Genomic DNA, 19973 nt, shown 5'->3' with positions numbered 1-19973 from the left:
GTGAGAGTAAGTCATCGCCAGCTCATTATTCTAAACACCCCCTTCATTCGAAGGGGGTGTTTTTTTATATATATAAATTGAAATAAAGAATTAAATATAAAGGGAAATGTATCTTAGAACTCACTGATAAAGATTTTTATATAGTGAGGAACTAATAATAAAAGCCTTCATCAAATCTTCATTGATCTGTCAGAGGAATGACACCATCATGCCGTTTAATCATGAGTCCTAAATTAAGTGATACATATGGATTTATGAACAAGACACTTTTAAGCACAATACTATTGTCATTTTTAGCCCTTAGCGGTTGTAATGATTCTGATGATAAGATCACCTCAGATCCAAAAAATCAAATAAATGAACCTACACTTGTTTCATTTGCAAAGCTTGATGTAGCTACCTATGCCGATGGACCAGATTCAGGACTTTATGTTAAAGGTGCAAATGGTATTTATCCGCCATTTAAAGGTCAGCCAGTTCAAGGATTTTCTGGGGCATTAAAAAATGCTGATGGAACGTATCTTGTAATGTCTGATAATGGATTTGGGGCACAAGATAACTCAGCAGACTATCTATTACGTCTTTATAATATTTCAGTAGATTTTAGAACTGCTAAGACCAACTCAAATAACGTTAAAATACTGTCTCATATACAGCTTCGTGATCCGAATAAGTTAGTACCGTTCAAAATTGTCAATGAGAGTACGCCAGAACGCCTTTTAACAGGTGCTGATTTTGATCCGGAATCTATACAGCGTGATAAAAATGGCGATATTTGGATCGGAGATGAATTCGGTCCATTTTTACTGCATTTTAGTGCTGATGGTGTCTTAAAGAGTGCTCCGATTGCATTGCCTCATCCTGAAAAAGAAGGAGAAGAGCTTAGATCTCCACAAAATCAACTTCATCAAAGTGCGGCTGAAATAGAAAATGCGCTCGTGCAAAGAAGTGGTGGATTTGAAGGCATGGCTATTTCTCCAGATGGTCAATATTTATATCCAATGCTGGAAAAACCATTAAGCAAGAATGCGCAAAGACATTTATTAATTTCAAAATTTGATATTGCTAAAAAAGCATATACAAATGACAATTACTATTTTGAGCTCGACCCTAAAGCAACAGCAATTGGTGATTTCCAGTTATTTAGTCAAAATGAAGGTATTGTAATTGAGCGTGATGATACTGAAAATAATATTGGTGGTTTTAAGAAATTAGTTCGAATACAACTGAATGAACCGAAGCAGTTGGTTAATAAGATGGACTTGGTCAATTTAATGGATATTGCGAATCCAAATTTATTATATGGTACGCCACGTGAAGGCGATATTATGACGGGTGAGCGTTTCGGTTTTCCATTCTTTACCATTGAAGATATTGTGATCGAAGGACCTGATTTAATCACAGTGTTGAATGACAATAATTTTCCAGGTTCAAGTGGACGTAATGCAAAACTTGCAGATGATAATGAAATTATTCAGATTAAATTAGACAAAAAGTTATATTAATTGTTCAAGGCCTCATAGATTTTGATCTATGAGGTTTTTTATTAAATTAAGTGAAAAATATCATAATTAAATAAGTACTTTAATAAATTCGTATTTGACCGAGATATCATCATTACTCACCAATAAAATGATGGAAACACTGATTTTTATAAGTCAAACTAACTTTGGTCTAATGCGATATTTAGATAAAAAGCCTAATTTTGATTGGATTTTAGACTAACGTTCAATTTTTATTAACACAGAATTATGTGAAATTTACCTCACAGACTTTAAGCACACGATTTTGATGCGTCGCTCACAACAATTAAATTCAAAGTTGGTTGGATCGTGCTTAAAGATTATTGAAATACGATCTCTCACAGGAGGTGAGGAATGTCACAGCAAGCAATGAACGTCAATAAAATTATTGACCATGCTAAATTCACACCATTTCACTTCAATGTTGTCGCTTGGTGTTTACTCATTATCCTGTTTGATGGTTATGACTTAGCAATTAATGGCGTAGTTTTACCATTATTGATGGATGAATGGGGTTTAAGTGCTGTTCAAGCAGGCATGCTCGCAAGTACTGCACTTGCAGGGATGATGTTTGGCGCAATGATTTTTGGTTCTTTAGCAGATAAGATTGGCCGTAAAAAAGTCATTATGATCTGTATTATTTTATTCAGTGGATTAACCTTTGCGGGTGGTTTTGCATCCAATCCAACTGAGTTCGGTATTTTGCGTTTCTTGGCAGGTTTAGGGATTGGTGGTGTTATGCCAAACCTTGTGGCTTTGACCTCAGAATATGCACCTCAAAAAATGCGTAGCACCTTGGTAACTACTATGTTTAGTGGTTATGCGGTAGGTGGTGTGATGGCTGCATTATTAGGTTCATGGTTTACACCAAGTTTTGGTTGGGAAATCATGTTCTTTATCGCAGGTATTCCATTACTTTTACTTCCAATTATTTGGAAATTCTTACCTGAGTCTTTAACTTTCATCGTAAAAGAAAATCGTCAGGAAGAAGCTCGTCAAATTGTGGCGAAGATTGAACCTAAAGTAAAAGTTGAGAAAGATACAACTTTCGAGCTTGATCAAGTAGATGAGCCTGAATCGGCAACTGTTGTCAGCTTGTTCCGTCGCGGTCGCGCTGTAAATACATTGTTGTTCTGGGTTGCATTCTTTACATGCTTATTAACCATGTACGCACTCAGCAGCTGGTTACCGAAATTGATGATGGCTGCGGGCTACTCAATGGATAATAGCTTAATGTTCATGATGGTCATGAATGTTGGAGCGGTAGTGGGGATCGTTGGCGGTGGTATCTTGGCAGACCGTTACCATTTAAAACCTGTATTGATGTTCTTGGGTTTAATGGGTGCGATTGTGATGAGCTTAATGGGCTTCCAGTCGAATATGCTGTTACTTTACATCTTGGTGTTCTTGGCAGGTGCTGCATCGATTGGTTCACAGATGTTGTTATACAGCTACGTAGCTCAGTACTATCCATTGGCAGTTCGTTCAACAGGGATTGGCTGGTCATCTGCGATTGGTCGTATGGGAGCAATTGTTGGTCCAATCTTGATTGGTGGCTTATTAGGGATGAACTTACCAGCGCATTTTAACTTTATGGCAGTAGGTTTACCTGTGTTGATTACCGCAATTGCAGTGGCTCTGATTATGAATGAAAGTGAATCTGAAAAGATTGGTTCAAGTCAGCCAAGTATTGCCAAAGCTTAAATAATTGAATGATTTAAAAGCCTCCGTAAGGGGGCTTTTTTATTAAAGTAGCAGGAGCTAATATAATGATAATATTTAAAATTATTATCATTGATATGGAAAAAGATTGGATAGATTATGTTGTGGCTTTAAGTAATACATTAACACCTTTGCTAGTTTTAGCATTAACTGGCGTTGGATGGCATATAAAAAATAATGTCGAAAAAAATACAGATTTAGAATTAAAAAATTTAGAACGCATTAAAGAGTTAGAAGATAAATTACATGTAGATAGAATTGAAACATATAATTTATTATTAGAGCCGTTCATCATTATGTTCACAAGTGATGCTATCTTTAATTCAGATCCAAAATATAAGGGAAAGACTAAGGATCAATTAAGTATCGGAAGAATGCTGAGTGTAGACTATCGTAAAATTGCTTTTAAGCTTTCATTAGTTGCTGATGATTCGGTAATTCATGCTTACAATGCCTTGATGCAGCATGCTTATTCTTATAACAAGATGAAAGATAATTCCCCTGAGCATGTGTTAGTCCAAACATCAGTCTGGATTTCTTAGTTATCTGAAATGTTATTGGCAATTAGAAAAAGCATGGGTAATGCTTCGACTGAATTAGATAATTGGGAAATGATAGAATGGTTTATGTCTGATTCAGCAGAAATGAAAGACTTATATTTATCTACTCAAACTAAATGAAAAAACGAATTTTTCATTATGGAACAAGACATGAAACTTAACTCATTCTCCCCAATCCCTGACGATGATAGGGAACTTCATCTTCCTGAACTCATCTATTGGGCTTCATTAGGCGAAATCACAGAAGTTGAAACAGCTTTAAACAACGGAGCTGATGTAAACCAAATTGATGATGACGGTTATAGCGCACTTCAAGCAGCCGCAGAGAATGGGTACTTAGATGTAGTACAACTGCTAGTCGCAAAAGGTGCAAATGTTGCTTACAAAGGTCAATTTACTGCATTAGAACTCGCTGAAATGGCAGGCGAGCAAGAAATCGTAGATTACTTAAAAAGTCTGTAAAACATACAAAATAAAACCCCTAAAAAGGGGTTTTAATCTTTTAAGACTGCGTCAATTCTTTATAAATGGCTTCATTAAATGCAGGAATATCATCAGGACAACGTGAAGTAATGAGCGGCCAACCGCCAGTATTACAACGATGCACCTCTTCATCGACCCATTTACCGCCTGCATTTTCTAAATCAATTTTTACTGACTTATAAGACGTCAGATTTTTATCTTTGATACGTTGCGCATCAATTAATGTCCAAGGCGCATGACAAATAGCTGCGATTGGTTTTTGATGGTCAGCAAAAATTTGAATCAATTTTTGAACCTGTGGATGAATTCGCAAGTTATCCGCATTCACCGTTCCCCCAGGAATAATCAGGATGTCATAGTCATTTGCGATGACTTCATCGAAGCTTAAATCAGGTTGAACTTGATCAGAAGGCTCTTGATCCCCAACCACAGTCTGAACAGATTTCTTTTCTTCAGCAGCATGATAGGTTTCAATCCCTTTTGATTTTAAAAATGCTAAGGGTTTGATTAATTCATCTTTTTCAACACCAAAATTTGCAGTAATAAATAAAGCTTTTGCCATGTTCACATCCTCAATCTTTAAAATTTTGTATGCAAGCCGTTTGCACTAGGCTATTCCGTATTGTAGGAACAGCATAAGTTGCTTGCACTTTGGAAATTACAGTCAGAGTTGTTGCGTGACACACTTTAAAACTAACAAATGGAATGCATGAAAGTGTTGTGAAAGCGAAAAAGCATGATGAATAATTGTTTTACAAGCGTGACAACGTGTAGTGTGCTTAAAAAATTCTACGTCTAAGAAAAAGAAAAGCCCATCTTCCTGATGGGCTTTTCTTCGTATCGGCTGCTTTTAGGTATAACTCCTGTCGTACCTCACGTCCTGATGCTCAAACTTATTATTGTTGTTTTTTGTTTGGGAAACTTCCTGTTTCCTGATGGTTTAAGAATAGTGCAGTGTCGTTGATATGCATAGCCGACAATGGAAGAGATGATTGTAGGAAAATGCTTACAAAACAATCTAAGTGATTCATTTATCGTTCAATAGATCAATTTAGCGTTGTAAATTTTCACGAATGAATTGATCACTGTATTTTACCAGCTGATCTAATGCAGGTTGCTCAACAGGGTAGTGCCCGCCATTTTGTAAACTCATCACACGATAAGGTACTTTCAACTGTTTCAAAACAGGTTGGCTCAATTTTAAAGGAGTCCATTGATCCTGTTCAGGTTGAGTCAGTAACACAGGTGCTTGATTAAACTGAGTCAAAGGATATGGTTTTTGGTAATGCATATAGCTGTTTAAAAATTCAACGCTCATGCTATTACCTGCAGATGTTTTGTCTGCCAACATGATGCGTAAGGCTTCAGGGTCATTGGTGAGTTTTGACATCTTTGAAACCAAGGACATAGGTAAGGTGATTTGCTTCAAAGGGGTATGCGCTACTGCTTTCATACTTGGCAAAAGAATAGGGCTTAGAGCACTAAAACGCATAGTTCCTTTTTGAACGTCTTTAAATTCTTGATCGAGAAACGTCATTCCGATGATGCCATCGACATGTTGATTCTGCATGGCCACATGTAGCGTGAGCATTCCACCTGCTGAGAGTCCATAAAGGAAAATAGGACGATCATCTTTTTGCGCTTGTTCGTTCACAAAATCATTGACCAATTTCACCCAATGATCATAACGAATTTCTTTTTTTGAAGGATATTGTGTCAGACCATAACCGGGTAAATCCAATGCGAAGGTTTCATACCCTTTTTGGGCAAGTGGACGCCCAAGAATTAAACTCATCTGACGACCATTTGTACCTACGCCATGTAATAAAATGACTTTGGCTGGCGCTTTAGTATTGGGATAAGCATCGACATGTACACGGTAATCATTCCAACTCCAGTAGTACTCATGTGGTTTGTTTTGGTCATTGATACGAAACTTCGAAGGGAGTCTTTGTTGTAATTGTTGCCAAGCTGCTTGTTGCTGGTAAGACTGTGGAATTTTAGTTTGAGTCCAAGCCAAATTGGAAATTAATAAAGCCATCATGGTGGCAACGGTTGTGAGTATTATTTTGAGCACGATTAAACGCCTTTCGTTTTTTTCAAACACTATAAAAATGAAAAGCAACTTTGTTTATTACCCAAATCATCAGTCGTAAAGGAATCGAGTCAATTGCTAAGCTCAAGTTACTGAAATTAAATGCATATTATTTTTTGTTTAGATTTTGTTGTATGTTAAGTGTACACAACTAGGTCTTAGGTCATCAGTGATGAATAGAAAATTTAAGCAGTTGTATTTGATTGTTTTTTAATCAAGCAAGTTGAGTTGAATTCATGGTAAAATGATCGGCTTTCATCTTTGATCTATTTTTTGATCTTCCATCTGCCAGCCGAGAATTGCTAGCCATGTCTACTGCTTATACCGCTCAGACTGCGCCAAAAGCGTTGTTTGATTACGACAAATATTGGGCGTCTTGTTTTGAACCCGCGCCTTTTTTGCCGATGTCACGCGAGGAAATGGACCAACTCGGTTGGGATAGTTGTGACTTTATTTTTGTTTGTGGTGATGCTTATATCGATCATCCATCATTTGTAACCGGTATCATTGGCCGTGTGCTTGAAGCGCAAGGTTTCCGTGTTGGTATTATTGCCCAACCAGACTGGACGAATGTTGAAGCATTCCGTGTACTTGGTAAACCAAATATTGCTTGGGGCGTATCGGCAGGTAACATGGACTCTATGATCAACCGTTATACGGCTGACCGTAAGATCCGTTCAGATGATGCTTATTCTCCAGATAATCAACCGAATAAACGTCCTGACCGTGCAGCAACAGTCTATTGTCAACGTTGTCGTGAAGCGTTCCCTGATGTTCCTGTTCTGCTAGGCGGTATCGAAGGCTCATTACGTCGTATTGCGCATTATGACTATTGGTCTGACAAAGTTCGTCGTTCTATTTTAATGGATTCAAAAGCAGATCTATTAATGTATGGTAATGGTGAGCGCTCAATCATTGAAGTGATGCACCGTCTAGCCAAAGGCGAAAAAATTACAGACATTACTGATGTTCGTGGTACTGCATTTATTATTAATAAGCATAACCGTGCAGCGAAAGCTAAATTTGTTGAGATCGCATCAAATGATGTCGATACCATAGGCCGTGTTGATCCAATCATCAATCCATATGTGATGACCGAAGATATTGATGGCTGTGAAATTGAGAAAGACAAAGGCAACAGCTTAACGCAGTATCAGAATTTCCAAAAAGAAGTGGTCAGCAATCCGATTGTTCGTGAAGGCGACAATTTGGATGCAGATACGCAAATTGTGCAGTTACAGCCATCATCTAAGGCGATTAAACATAAATTGCCACCACGTGAATTGGCTGTGATTCGTCTACCTTCTTTTGAAGAAGTTGCCAATGATCCAGTGCTTTATGCCCATGCAAACCGTATTTTGCATCTAGAAACCAATCCAGGGAATGCGCGCGCACTCGTGCAGAAGCATGGTGAGCGTGATGTCTGGATTAATCCACCGCCAATTCCATTAACCACAGAAGAAATGGATTATGTGTTCGACTTACCTTATGCACGTCTACCACATCCATCTTATGGCGATGCGCGTTTCCCAGCGTTTGACATGATCAAGTTCTCTGTGAACATCATGCGTGGTTGTTTCGGTGGTTGTACCTTCTGTTCGATTACGGAGCATGAAGGTCGAATTATTCAAAACCGTTCTGAAGAATCGATCTTACGTGAAGTTGAAAAGATTCGTGATACGGCGCCGGGCTTTACAGGCATTATTTCGGACTTAGGTGGTCCGACAGCCAATATGTATCGTTTGGCATGTAAAGATCCAGAAATTGAAAAGAACTGTCGTAAGCCATCGTGCGTGTTCCCAGGTGTTTGTCAAAACTTGCATACTGATCACGCACCTCTTACGCAGTTATATCGTAAAGCTCGTGCTTTACCAGGTATTAAAAAGATTTTGATCGGTTCGGGTCTACGTTATGACCTTGCAGTTTTGAACCCTGAATATGTCAAAGAATTAGTTACGCATCATGTTGGTGGCTACTTAAAGATTGCACCTGAACATACCGAAAAAGGCCCGCTCAATAAAATGATGAAGCCAGGTATCGGGACGTATGATCGCTTTAAGCAAATGTTTGATCGTTTCAGTAAAGAAGCAGGTAAGGAACAATATCTTATTCCTTACTTTATTGCAGCGCATCCAGGTACAACCGATTACGACATGATGAACCTTGCGATTTGGTTGAAAAAGAATGGTTTCCGTGCTGACCAAGTACAAACCTTCTATCCATCACCAATGGCAACTGCGACCACCATGTACTACACCGGTAAAAATCCGCTTGCGAAAGTGGCACGTTATACTGAAGATGTCGACATTGTAAAAGGTGAAAAACGCCGCCGTTTACATAAAGCTTTCTTACGTTACCATGATCCTAATAACTGGCCTTTACTGCGTGAAGCTTTGAAAGAAATGGGTCGTCAGGACTTAATTGGTAATTCTAAGCAACATTTGATTCCGACGTATCAGCCTCAGGGCACGGATGGTCAATATCAATCTGCACGTAAGAAAAATTCAACTGTTGCAGGTGATTCACAAAAACGTACGGGTCAAACCGCTAATCGTGGTCAATCACAAGGACAAAATAATCGTCCGAAGAAAGGCCAAATCTTGACACAGCACACTGGTTTGCCACCACGTGAGACTGGAGATCGCAAAAAACCTTTTGGCGAGGGGAAACCTAAGGGTAAATCCAAACCCAAGTCTCGTGCATAAATGATAATTTCTTTTAAAAGGACGCTGCGGCGTCCTTTTTTGAACATTTTCTATACAATATTTTCGATGATGCTCATTTTATCGGAATATTGGGCTTGATTTGGGTAAGTCTCTTTTTTATTTTAAAATAATCATTTAAATTAGTAGTTTAGTGAGGTTTTGAGTTTTTCATTTCAGATGATATTGTATTATCTTCAAATGAAATTTTCATCATTGTCCAACAATTATGTAATAGTGTGATGTGGTTCATGTTTTAAACTATAGCCAATAAGTGCAGAACATGTTTAATATAAGCTTGGTCTGAAGCGCTTTTCACTTGGACTATGCGATGTATAACATCAGCATAATGAAACAATAATAAAAGTTGTGTTTTTTGAAGTAGTTTAAAAAAGAAATTAACGATAAGAATTCAAATAAGGATACTAGTCATGGATATCATGATCATCGCGAGTGTGATCATACTCGCTGTGGTGTTGTTCATTGCTTATAAAGGATTAAAGCATCAACAACCCTCTGATAGCATGCTCCGTCAAAGAGCAGTGTTTAGCCCCTATCAGCAAGTAACTTTCAATCGTCTTAAAGAAATCATGCCAAATGCGCATATTTTGGCACATGTCTCTTTTGACGCCTTACTGACCACAAAGTTACCGCGTACACGCCGTAAATATGAGTCAATGTTTGCTGATTTTGTGGTGATGAATAAGGATTGTAAAGTTCTTGCCATTGTCAGTTTAGAAGATAAATTTTCATTCAAACGTGGACATACGTTACAGTTTCAAAATGCATTACTTGAAACCGCGGGATACAAAGTGATCTCTTACCATGCTGTCCCAGAATATGTGCAGTTAAGACGTGATTTTTTGGATGAATACACTGAGGATATGCCAATTGAATGGGGAGATGAATCCGTGATTGAGCATAAATTAGAAAAGTATAGCGCTGGGCGATTGGCAGATATTCGCGCATTTAGCTAATCATTTTTGAAATAAAAAAGCATGCTCAGGCATGCTTTTTTTTATCAAGGTTTCGCGGCAATTACCGTTAGCTCAACAAGAACATCGGGATGATACAGTTTAGCCTCTACGCATGTACGCGGTAGAGCTTGAATATCAGAAACCCATGCATCCCAAACTTCATTGAATGCTGCATAATCTTTTTTAATATCTTTTAGATAAATTGTCACAGACATGATATGGCTTTTATCTGTACCTGCTTCAGCCAATAAACGGTCAATAATGTCAAAGGTTTGTTGTGACTGTCCACGAATGTCGAGCGACGTGTCTTCTGCTAACTGACCTGCCAGATGAACGAAGTGACCAAAAATAGCGACCTCAGAAAAACGTTTTTGAACGTGTAAACGTTGAACAGACATAAAACTCATCCCTTATAGATATATAGATTATGAAACGCAGTATAGGATTCAGAAAGTATAGGGGAATTGGAACTATGAATTCGGTTTAATTGCTGTATCTCTGAAAGTTTATTTTTATGGGAGGAGATCAGAAATATTTGGAGGAAAAAGACATTGTACCCATTCAGATTAGAGTGCCCTGTAATATTCGGATGGATTGTCACGCCAATCACAGGACAAATGTGTTAGATATAGGTCTTCTAACAACATCTCAGCAGACACATGGGTAAATGTATTGCGCGATTAGATTACTCTAAAAAGGAAAAAAAGGCGAAAAAAATTGACTTAATTTTGTTCTTTTGCATGAAAACTAGACGAAATTTACAATCCGAATAAATTGAGTTGCGTGTCTTGTTGTTTTTCTGAAAGTTGATACACCCCAACACCAATGAGTCTAAACTGATATTCATCAGGAATATTCATTTCCATTAACAATAATTTGAGTGCCAGTTGCAAATCCTCTATGTGATTGAAAGGTTGTTTAAAGCTTTTAGAGTGTTGTAAAACTTGAAAATTTTTAAGTTTGAGTTTGACGCTGATACCTCTAGCGATCATTTCCTTGTTTTGAAGATTTTGCCAAACACGAGAAAGCAGTGAAGTCCAAAATTGATCACATTGGTTTAAAAAAAGATCTTCATCAAACGTGGTTTCTTTAGAAATTTGCTGTCTTTGGCGTTCGCTTTGAACAGGTCGCTCATCGATCCCTTGAGCATAGAGAAATAATTGTTTGCCATATTTTCCGAAATGATGAGTGAGAAAGTTTTCTTCGACTTGCTGTAAATCCCCAAGTTTTTCGAGTTGCAAAGCTTTTAATTTTTCCTGTGTGACCTTTCCTACACCAGGGATTTTTTTGAGTGGAAGATCATAGATAAACTGTTGCACCTGATTGGGTTTGATCACACAAATGCCATTCGGTTTATTCCAATCAGATGCAATTTTGGCTAAAAACTTATTTGGTGCAACGCCTGCTGAGGCGGTCAATCCAGTAAGCTGAAATATTTCATCACGAATATACATTGCAACTTCAGTGGCACTTGGGATCTGCTGTAAATTTTCAGTCACATCTAAATATGCTTCATCCAGCGATAAGGGTTCGATGATGCTGGTATATTTTTGAAATATCTCATGAATTTGAGCTGAAGCATGTTGGTATTTAGAAAAATTTGGCTCAATGACGATCACTTGTGGGCAAAGTTTTTTGGCTTGTGTCATCGACATGGCCGAACGTAAGCCATACTCACGAGCTGGGTATGATGCTGCTGCAACGACGGCCCGTGGGTGATGAGATGCAATGACCACTGGTAAGTGTTGTAATTCTGGACGCTCTCTAAGCTCCACAGAAGCGTAAAAAGCATCCATATCGATATGAATTATCTTTCGCAAAATGTTCAATCAATCATGAGATGCCTTAATTTTAACCCATAATTAAGGCGTCGTTGAGCTGATTATTGGGTATGCGTAAGGCTCCGTCAGTAAAGTCACCTTTCGACCTTGATGCTGTGCATGATCAATCACGAGTTGTAGGCTTTTCGGAGAATGATCTGCTATTCGTGGTAGAAACTCTAAAGGCTGTGAAAGTGGTTTAAAGAAATTGTCCCAATGAATTGGAATGACTTCTTTCGGTTGTAACTGATCAATGGTTTCAGCGAGATACTGTTGTTGAAACTCGGGTGATTGTTTTGAAAGCTGAGCAATTCCTAAAAACAAGACATCTACATTTAACTTTTGAAATTGATTAGGAAGCGCACCTGTGCTGGCTTTAACTAAAATTTTGTGATTATTGTGCTCAATCAAGTAGTCAAAGCTACCGCCTTCTTTAAACTCATAAAAACGTGCTGGCTGAGGCAGTGGATGCAGAATCTCTTCACCTAAATCATTGTTCACTGCTGTAGGTGGCGTATGTTGTGAGGGAATAGGCGTAATACGAAATGCACCCAATTGTAGTGCTTGAAAAGGCAGTGCCAGTTTCAATTGATGCTCAGGCACTTTGCCGCCTCGTGCTATATTTAGTGTACTCAACGAACCAATGATGTGAGTTTTTGGGAGTGAACTTCCGAGCACTGAGATATCCAAAGCATGATCATAGTGACTGTGGGTCACCAATATGGCTTTGAGGCGTTTAAGCTCATGGTCCTGAATCATATTGTGAAGCAGTGCTTGATCACTGGAGAGGCGTTGTAAAGCAATGTTCATGAGAGATGGTCGACTAAAAAAACCATCAATTAGAATTTGTGAATTACCATCATCAAATAGCAATGTGGAAACGCCAAAAAAGCGAACATTTAATTTTTGTTCACTGACGGGTTGGTCTATTTTAGCCTTCCATTGATTAAATTCGGAGAGCTTTCCTGATGGTTGCCATAAATAAAAAAACGCAGCCATGAGCGTGACAGCCAAAAGACCAACCACTGTTAAAATCCCTTTTTTAAGCGACATCATGTCATCCTTATAAAGCGTAACTCGCTTGCTTGAGCCCAGTTGCACTCTATTTTTTTGTTAGATCTCTTTAGTTGTAACGTACTGACTCCTTAAAATTTATGGCTCAATTTGATTTAATTTTAGAAATTTTATCCAGTCGTTTTGATCGCCATTAAATACATTCAAATCCACTGGTGTAGAAATACCCTTAATTTTACCTTTATTAGTGTATTGCCAAAAGATCCAATCTGGATTGTCTTTTAATTCAGGTTGAGAGTTGTATTCACGTACCCAGAGTGGAGTATTCGTAAAAGCACCCGCAAGTACGATGTTATAGAAGGCTTTAGAAACATAAAAGATAGGTTGTTTGCCATAATGTTGATGCAGCAAATCGTGCATAACATCGATTTCATATAACAGTTGTTCTTTGCTATAGGTATTGATGCAATTGCTGTCGTATTCCAAATCAATGACTGGAGGAAGGGCATCTTCTTTACGTGGCACAGAATCAATGAAATTTAATGCCTGAACTTTACCATCACGGCAAAGTCGATAGAAATGATACGCTCCGACTTTAAAACCATGCTCGCGTGCTTTGAGCCAATGATCCTGAAATTTTCGATCTTTAAAGTCGCCACCTTCTGTCGCTTTGAGGTAGACAAATTGATATTCCTTTTTGGGAATTTGTGACCAGCGAATTTCTTTTTGATGATGTGAGACATCAAATCCTTTGATTGGATATTCTTGAGCTGTTGCTGGTTGAAACGGCAAAAAGAAAAAGCTCAATAATCCGACCATGAGTGCGATCAGGGCTGCACCTAAAAGGGAAGTCCACAAGATAATCTTCTGCGAATAGATATGCTGCTTATTTTTTGAATTCATGAGCACTTAAAGTTTGGTGCAAAATATAATTAATATCATAACGCGAATAAACGTAAATGGTAGTGACAGTATCTAGAATCCATATCCATTAGTCATCATCCATTTCTTTCGGAATTTTCCAAAAAATAAACATGGTAATAATATTAATTGAGCCCATTAAAATTAAGGTCCATTGGAAGGCCTGTTGCATTTGTGCAGTACCAAGATAAGCGGTGAACACATTAACCAGTGTACCTGCAAGCGCTACACCAATACTCATGGATACCATCATAATCATCGAGAGAAAACTGTTACCACTACTAGCATCTTGTTGAGGCAAATCCTTTAAGGTTAGCGTATTCATAGAAACAAATTGCAGTGAGTTCAACATACCAAAAATGAAGAAATGTAATGTTCTTAGCCATAAAGGTGTTTCGGCTGAGGTGAGGGCAAAACTTGCAATACATAAGCCAATAAGGCAGGTATTGACTAATAACACCCGACGATACCCAAATCGTTGAATAATTTGGCGAATGATCGGTTTTGATGCCAGTGAACCCAATACCGTTGGAATCATAAGTAAACCGGTAATAAATGGTTCAAAACCAAAAGCAACTTGTAGCATTAAGGGGATAAGAAAAGGCATCGCATTGCCGCCTAAGCGGGCAAAAAAGTTGCCTACAATACCAATCGCGAAAATTTGATTTTTGAATAGTTTCCCACGAAATAGAGCATTTTGGTGGGTATGGGCATGCACCATGTACCAAGCACTTGCAGATAAACCAAACATAATAAGAACAATACTCCACCATAGTGGAAGATAGGGGCTAGCAAAATTTTCAATCCCTAAACTTAAGCCAACCATCGCGATGACTAATAACAAGAAGCCAAAAAAATCAAATTTAGCAACATGGGTCTCGGTCACATTTGGCATGGCTTTAAATGTGAGAAAAACTCCAATGAGTCCAATAGGAATATTAATTAAGAAAATCCACTCCCAAGTCACGTACTCCACCAGCCATCCGCCAAGAGTAGGACCGATTAAGGGGCCAATCAGACCTGCAAGACTCATCAGAGACATGGCTGCAAGGAATTGCGTTCTAGGAATGATTTTCAACATTGCAAGACGCCCAACTGGAAGCAGTAAAGCACCTCCAATCCCTTGAATCACTCGGAAAAATAAAAGCTCATTTAAATTAGAAGAAAATGCACATCCGAGCGATGCCAAAGTGAAAATGATAATTGCAGAAAAATAAACATTTCGGACACCAAATCGGTCAGCCAGCCAACCACTGAGTGGAATACAGGCTGCGACTGACAATACATAAGCCACCACGACACTATGCATGTGTAGAGGATCTTCATTGAGGTGATGAGCGATTGCAGGAATCGCAGTATTGATGATAGTTGTGTCTAGACCTTGCATAAAAAAGCCGATCGAGACCAAAAACACCAATAATCTAAACTCAGGCTGTAAGGGTTGGTGTGCTGTGCTGCTCATCTTGTAGGATCATATTAGTAAGTTAATATTTTAAAACAGTTTCTCAGTATCACTTGTGGTTTATTTACGAAGGATTTGCAACAAAATTGCAATCTGATGGTCACAGCATTGTCATCGCATGGTCATAGAGTTGTTGCCAACAACATCATAAGAAGATTAAAAAAATGAAGCTAAAGTCTAACGCACTTGTGATCGCAATGTGTGCATTGGGGCTAGGGGCATGTAATGATGACACTAACAATATCACATCAGTACCAAATATTACGCCTGAATCGATTGAACTCAACTATCTCAGTCGTACAGAAAGTCGTGGTTTTGCGGTCAGCGCAGCAGAGATACCTGCCTATGATGCACAAAGCCAAAGATTGTTTGTTGTAAACGCAAAAGAAGGCGTGGTTGATATTTTTGATTATCGCCAACCTCAGCAACCTAAATGGATTGGCTCTTTAGATGCTAAATCATATTTAACAGACTCAGAAGTAAATAGTGTTGCTGTAAAAAATGGAATTGTTGCCTTGGCTGTACAAGCCAAAGATAAAACAGATCCAGGAATCGTGGCACTTTTTAATGCCAATGATTCGAGCTTTATTGCCCAAGTTCCAGTGGGTTCTCTACCCGATATGCTGACCTTTAGTGCAGATGGTAAAACCTTATTGGTGGCGAATGAAGGAGAGCCATCTCATGATTATGCGATTGATCCCGAAGGTTCGATTTCAATCATTGATCTCTCAAATTTGAACAAACCAGTTGCAAAAACAGCTGACTTCAAAGCCTTTAACAGTCAAGCACAGCTATTACGTAATCAAGGTGTGCGAATTTATGGTCCAAATGCAACAGTAGCGCAAGATTTTGAACCTGAATACATCACACTCAGCGCAGATGGCAAAATTGCATGGGTCGCATTACAGGAAAATAATGCCTTAGCTAAGGTGGATGTTTTAAATGCCAAAGTCATGGCTGTTTATCCGCTCGGTTTTAAAGATCATGGCTTACAAGGTCATGGTTTAGATGTCAGTGATGCCGATGGTGAAAATGGTCTTGCGAAGATCAATATTCAAACTTGGCAGCATGTTCGTGGCTTATATATGCCAGATGCGATCTCAAGTTACGAAGTCAATGGTAAAACCTATATTGTCACTGTCAATGAAGGGGATGCTCGTGCTTGGGGTGAAGATGATCCTGAATATTGGGGAGAAAAATTAAAGGATAATCCGAGTGCTCAAGGTAATATTAAAAAGGGTTTTGTTGAAGAATGGCGTGTGAAGCATCTAGTCCATAAAGATGGTTTCGATAGACGGCAAGGGGAAGATCTGCCACCACAGTTACGAGCACTGGCGAAAGGTGCTGAATTGAATCCTCTGCATTTTGCATATTGTGAAGCGATCGATGGAGATGCTAAAGGATGCCGTGAAGACAAGATGCTTGGCCGTTTGAATATCACTTGGACTGAAGGTTATCAAAAGAATACTGATGGCACACCTAAACTCAATGCTCGAGGCAATTTAGTTTATGATTATTTATATAGCTTCGGGGCACGATCTGTCAGTATTTGGACAGAAAATGATGCTCAAACAGGATTAGAGCTGGTTTGGGATTCGGGTGATGATTTTGAACAATATATTGCTCAGCACCATCCTGAGATCTTTAATGCAAACCATGAAGAAGCAGGGATCGATAATCGTAGTGACAATAAAGGCCCAGAGCCAGAAGGCGTGGTGATAGGTCAAATCGGTCAGAAAACTTATGCATTTATTGGTTTAGAACGAGTTGGAGGCGTGATGGTATATGACATCTCCAATCCTGCCCAACCCCAATTTGTGCAATATATTCATTCACGAAAACTTGATGCAACCACTGCCGATATCGAGGCAGGTCAGGCAGGAGACTTAGGTCCTGAAGGATTAACCTTTGTTTCAGCAAAAGAATCTCCAACGGGTATGCCTTTACTGATTGTAGGGAATGAAGTCAGTGGTACTACAGCAACGTATCAGATCACGTTGAAATAGAGCCTGATCGTGTAGATGTATGATAAAAGAGCCATATGGCTCTTTTATTTTTTACTCGTCATGCGTAATGCTTTAAAGTCTTGTTGAATTTAGACCACGAATTGTTCAGGGCATTTCAAGTTTGCGATGGCATTGATGATTTGATGTGAATGCTCGCATACGATGATTTTTGCACGATGTTGAGCAGGTAGAAAACCTTCTTCTACTGCGTGATCGAGTTGTGCAATCAAGGCATTATAGAATCCATTGACGTTATAAATAATCATTGGTTTTTGGTGTTGATTTAACTGTCCCCAAGTTGCGATTTCTAAGATTTCTTCAAATGTACCTAAACCTCCCGGGAGCGCAACAAAAGCACTAGCCCGTTCAGCCATCATGGCTTTGCGTTCATGCATTGTTCTCACCACGTGAAGTTCTGTTAACTGATTATGGGCAACCTCGTAATCCAGCATAAATTCAGGAATAACACCAACAACATCACCATGGTTTTCAATGACTGTATCTGCGACTTGTCCCATTAATCCGATACTTGCAGCACCATATACGATGCCAAATCCTTGCCTTGCAATTTTTTCAGCCAAAGCAATGGCTTTTTCTTGGTAAATAGGATTATTGCCAAAACGAGAACCACAATAAAGTGCAATAAGGCATTGAGTTGCTTTTGATTTAACTGATGTATTGGTCTCTAAGGTGTTATTAAGAACGCTTGTATTCATATTTATTTACTCACCTTTTTTAAATGAACTTTATCATGCAGTTTAATCTAAGCAAGAAAGGTGACAACTGTATAGATAAATAAGAATTTTTTGAAATATTTTGTAGTTTCATTCTAAAATGATTGATAAAGCCAATCTTGATTCACCGAAAAAATAGTGAATTGCAATAAAATCTTTTCTATACTGAAAATCTGTTCGGCAACCAATACATCAATATGAGTAGTGATCGACATCGCTCAATAGAACAAAATATTATTTATTTTCTAAATTTAAATACTGCATTTATAACTTTGCCTCATCACTTTGGTTTAAATGAATCCCATCTTCCTGAAACGTGGGAGTGTAACTCATGATTTTTGAATGGATGTCTGATCCTTCCGCATGGGTGGGACTCTTAACTTTAATTATTTTAGAAATTGTTCTCGGGATTGATAATCTCGTCTTTATCGCGATTTTGGCGGAAAAACTGCCGCCTGAGCAACGCAATAAAGCCAGAATTTTAGGCTTAACGCTCGCGCTTGGCATGCGCCTAATCCTTTTGGCGTCAATCGCTTGGATTATCACGTTAACGAATCCATTATTCCATATCTTTGATCATCCGTTTTCAGCCCGAGATCTTATTTTGATTTTTGGCGGTATTTTCTTGTTAATGAAGGGAACTTTAGAACTACATGAACGTCTAGAAAGTAAAGTTCATGTTAAAGAAGAAAATCCTGTTCATGCTGCATTTTGGATGGTCATTGTACAGATCGTGGTATTGGATGCAGTGTTCTCACTCGACAGTGTGATTACAGCAGTCGGTATGGTCAAAGATCTTTCGGTCATGATGATCGCCGTAATTATTGCGATAGGAATCATGCTATGGGCCTCTAAAGCCCTCATGGACTTTGTGAATAAGCATCCAACTGTGGTGATTCTGTGTCTATGTTTCTTGATGATGATCGGTTTCTCATTGGTTGTCGAAGGCCTAGGCTTCCACATTCCGAAGGGTTATCTATACGCTGCAATTGGTTTCTCTGTCCTGATTGAGTTTTTAAATCAATTGATGCGCCGTAACCAAGAAAAAACGGTAACAACGACTGATTTACGTTTCAAAACAGCATCTGCCGTCATTCGTATGCTTGGTGGTAAGTCAAAAACGGCAGATGCTCAATCGGCAAATACGGATGATGTTTTGGCTACCCAAGCGTTGGTAGAGGAAATGTTCTCGGATGAGAATGCTGTATACCAAAGCGTGATGTTGCAAGGAGTATTAGGTTTATCTGAGCGACCAGTCAAATCATTAATGACCCCACGTCCAGAACTCGAATGGATCGATTTAGATGACGATCCTGAAAGTATTAAACATCAAGTGCTTTCTATGAAACATTCACGTTTGATCGTTGCACATGGCGAGCTAGACAATATTGCTGGGGTGGTGCTCACGCATAACGTTTTGAATGACTATATTGAATCAGGCGATTTTAATTTCGAAAAACACATTCGAGAGCCTGTCATAGTCCATGAAAGCGCTCAAGTCTTAATGGTGATGGATCAATTGCGTCAGGCACCCTTACAAATGGCGATTGTGCTCAATGAATATGGTTCCATTGAGGGTATTGCAACACCGATTGATATTTTAGAAGCGATTGCGGGTGAATTCCCGAACGAAAATGAAATAGAAACTGCAGTTGAAAGCTTAGAGGATGGTTCACTCATGCTCGAGGGTTCAACTGATATTCGTCATATTTCATTATTGCTTGATCGTGATTTAGTTGATGAGTCAGAACAGTATTCTACGCTGTCTGGTTATATCTTATTCCATTTAGGACATTTACCTGAAAATGGAGAAACCTTTGAAGCAGAAGGATATCTATTTGAGGTGGTTACAATGGATGGTCATAAAATCGAAAAAGTACATATTGTACCCATCGTAAAACAAGACCCATCAGAATGATTTAAACTCAGTTAAAATAGCATCTCATTAGGTGCT

Annotated in this window: 16 protein-coding genes; 8 read left to right on the top strand and 8 right to left on the bottom strand. The window is 38.7% G+C overall.

Features of this window, described 5'->3' with window-relative positions:
- Nucleotides 1-254: 254 nt before the first annotated feature.
- The 4 genes from AC1M9N_RS07905 (at nucleotide 255) to AC1M9N_RS07890 (ending at nucleotide 4267) form a co-directional block, all read left to right on the top strand.
- Nucleotides 255-1505, top strand: a complete 1251-nt coding sequence (locus AC1M9N_RS07905) for an esterase-like activity of phytase family protein (RefSeq protein ID WP_481954556.1) — start codon at nucleotides 255-257, stop codon at nucleotides 1503-1505.
- A 372-nt stretch (nucleotides 1506-1877) separates the two neighbouring features.
- Entirely contained in the window at nucleotides 1878-3227 is a 1350-nt protein-coding gene (locus AC1M9N_RS07900; RefSeq protein WP_092767403.1) for an aromatic acid/H+ symport family MFS transporter, read from the top strand.
- A 65-nt stretch (nucleotides 3228-3292) separates the two neighbouring features.
- A complete protein-coding gene (locus AC1M9N_RS07895; protein WP_481954554.1) occupies nucleotides 3293-3787 on the top strand; it encodes a hypothetical protein in 495 nt (164 codons plus the stop codon).
- A 168-nt stretch (nucleotides 3788-3955) separates the two neighbouring features.
- Nucleotides 3956-4267 (top strand): ankyrin repeat domain-containing protein, encoded by a 312-nt coding sequence (locus AC1M9N_RS07890; protein WP_481954553.1) that lies wholly within the window; start codon nucleotides 3956-3958, stop codon nucleotides 4265-4267.
- A 40-nt stretch (nucleotides 4268-4307) separates the two neighbouring features.
- On the opposite strand, the gene AC1M9N_RS07885 is transcribed toward AC1M9N_RS07890, so the two are convergent.
- Both AC1M9N_RS07885 and AC1M9N_RS07880 read right to left on the bottom strand, forming a co-directional pair.
- Nucleotides 4308-4850: a type 1 glutamine amidotransferase domain-containing protein gene (locus AC1M9N_RS07885; RefSeq protein WP_481597428.1), complete on the bottom strand. Its 543-nt coding sequence runs from the start codon at nucleotides 4848-4850 to the stop codon at nucleotides 4308-4310.
- Between the two features lie 489 nt (nucleotides 4851-5339).
- The gene (locus AC1M9N_RS07880) at nucleotides 5340-6365 is read right to left on the bottom strand and encodes an alpha/beta hydrolase (protein ID WP_481613078.1); all 1026 of its coding nucleotides are present in this window, start codon (nucleotides 6363-6365) and stop codon (nucleotides 5340-5342) included.
- A gap of 326 nt (nucleotides 6366-6691) precedes the next feature.
- Between AC1M9N_RS07880 and AC1M9N_RS07875 the strand changes: the two genes are divergently transcribed.
- The gene (locus AC1M9N_RS07875; RefSeq protein WP_035268131.1) at nucleotides 6692-9088 is read left to right on the top strand and encodes a YgiQ family radical SAM protein; all 2397 of its coding nucleotides are present in this window, start codon (nucleotides 6692-6694) and stop codon (nucleotides 9086-9088) included.
- 428 nt (nucleotides 9089-9516) lie between these two features.
- Nucleotides 9517-10062, top strand: coding sequence for a DUF2726 domain-containing protein (locus AC1M9N_RS07870; protein WP_092767397.1), 546 nt, complete (start codon nucleotides 9517-9519; stop codon nucleotides 10060-10062).
- Between the two features lie 44 nt (nucleotides 10063-10106).
- Here AC1M9N_RS07870 and AC1M9N_RS07865 read toward each other — a convergent pair whose 3' ends face one another.
- From AC1M9N_RS07865 to mdtD, 5 genes are all read right to left on the bottom strand, one after another.
- Nucleotides 10107-10460 carry a RidA family protein gene (locus AC1M9N_RS07865; protein ID WP_481954552.1) on the bottom strand — a complete coding sequence of 118 codons (354 nt, stop codon included), beginning with the start codon at nucleotides 10458-10460 and terminating at the stop codon, nucleotides 10107-10109.
- Nucleotides 10461-10820: 360 nt separating this feature from the next.
- Entirely contained in the window at nucleotides 10821-11882 is a 1062-nt protein-coding gene (dinB, locus tag AC1M9N_RS07860; protein ID WP_481607891.1) for a DNA polymerase IV, read from the bottom strand.
- A 42-nt stretch (nucleotides 11883-11924) separates the two neighbouring features.
- Entirely contained in the window at nucleotides 11925-12935 is a 1011-nt protein-coding gene (locus tag AC1M9N_RS07855) for an MBL fold metallo-hydrolase (protein ID WP_481607890.1), read from the bottom strand.
- A 99-nt stretch (nucleotides 12936-13034) separates the two neighbouring features.
- Nucleotides 13035-13799: a glycoside hydrolase family 25 protein gene (locus tag AC1M9N_RS07850; protein ID WP_481607889.1), complete on the bottom strand. Its 765-nt coding sequence runs from the start codon at nucleotides 13797-13799 to the stop codon at nucleotides 13035-13037.
- Between the two features lie 88 nt (nucleotides 13800-13887).
- Complete coding sequence (gene mdtD, locus AC1M9N_RS07845) at nucleotides 13888-15279, bottom strand: multidrug transporter subunit MdtD (RefSeq protein ID WP_481954551.1); 1392 nt, start codon at nucleotides 15277-15279, stop codon at nucleotides 13888-13890.
- Between the two features lie 164 nt (nucleotides 15280-15443).
- Here mdtD and AC1M9N_RS07840 point away from each other — a divergent pair, with 164 nt between their 5' ends.
- Nucleotides 15444-17285 (top strand): choice-of-anchor I family protein, encoded by a 1842-nt coding sequence (locus tag AC1M9N_RS07840; RefSeq protein WP_481954550.1) that lies wholly within the window; start codon nucleotides 15444-15446, stop codon nucleotides 17283-17285.
- An 89-nt stretch (nucleotides 17286-17374) separates the two neighbouring features.
- Here AC1M9N_RS07840 and AC1M9N_RS07835 read toward each other — a convergent pair whose 3' ends face one another.
- On the bottom strand, nucleotides 17375-18001 hold the full coding sequence (locus AC1M9N_RS07835) for an LOG family protein (protein WP_481954549.1): 627 nt from the start codon (nucleotides 17999-18001) through the stop codon (nucleotides 17375-17377).
- A 349-nt stretch (nucleotides 18002-18350) separates the two neighbouring features.
- Here AC1M9N_RS07835 and AC1M9N_RS07830 point away from each other — a divergent pair, with 349 nt between their 5' ends.
- On the top strand, nucleotides 18351-19937 hold the full coding sequence (locus AC1M9N_RS07830) for a TerC family protein (protein WP_035268121.1): 1587 nt from the start codon (nucleotides 18351-18353) through the stop codon (nucleotides 19935-19937).
- Nucleotides 19938-19973: the final 36 nt, after the last annotated feature.

This window comes from Acinetobacter sp. ANC_7655 (assembly GCF_056784015.1).
Note: the sequence above shows the minus strand (reverse complement) of the source record. Positions and strands in the feature narration are given on the sequence as shown.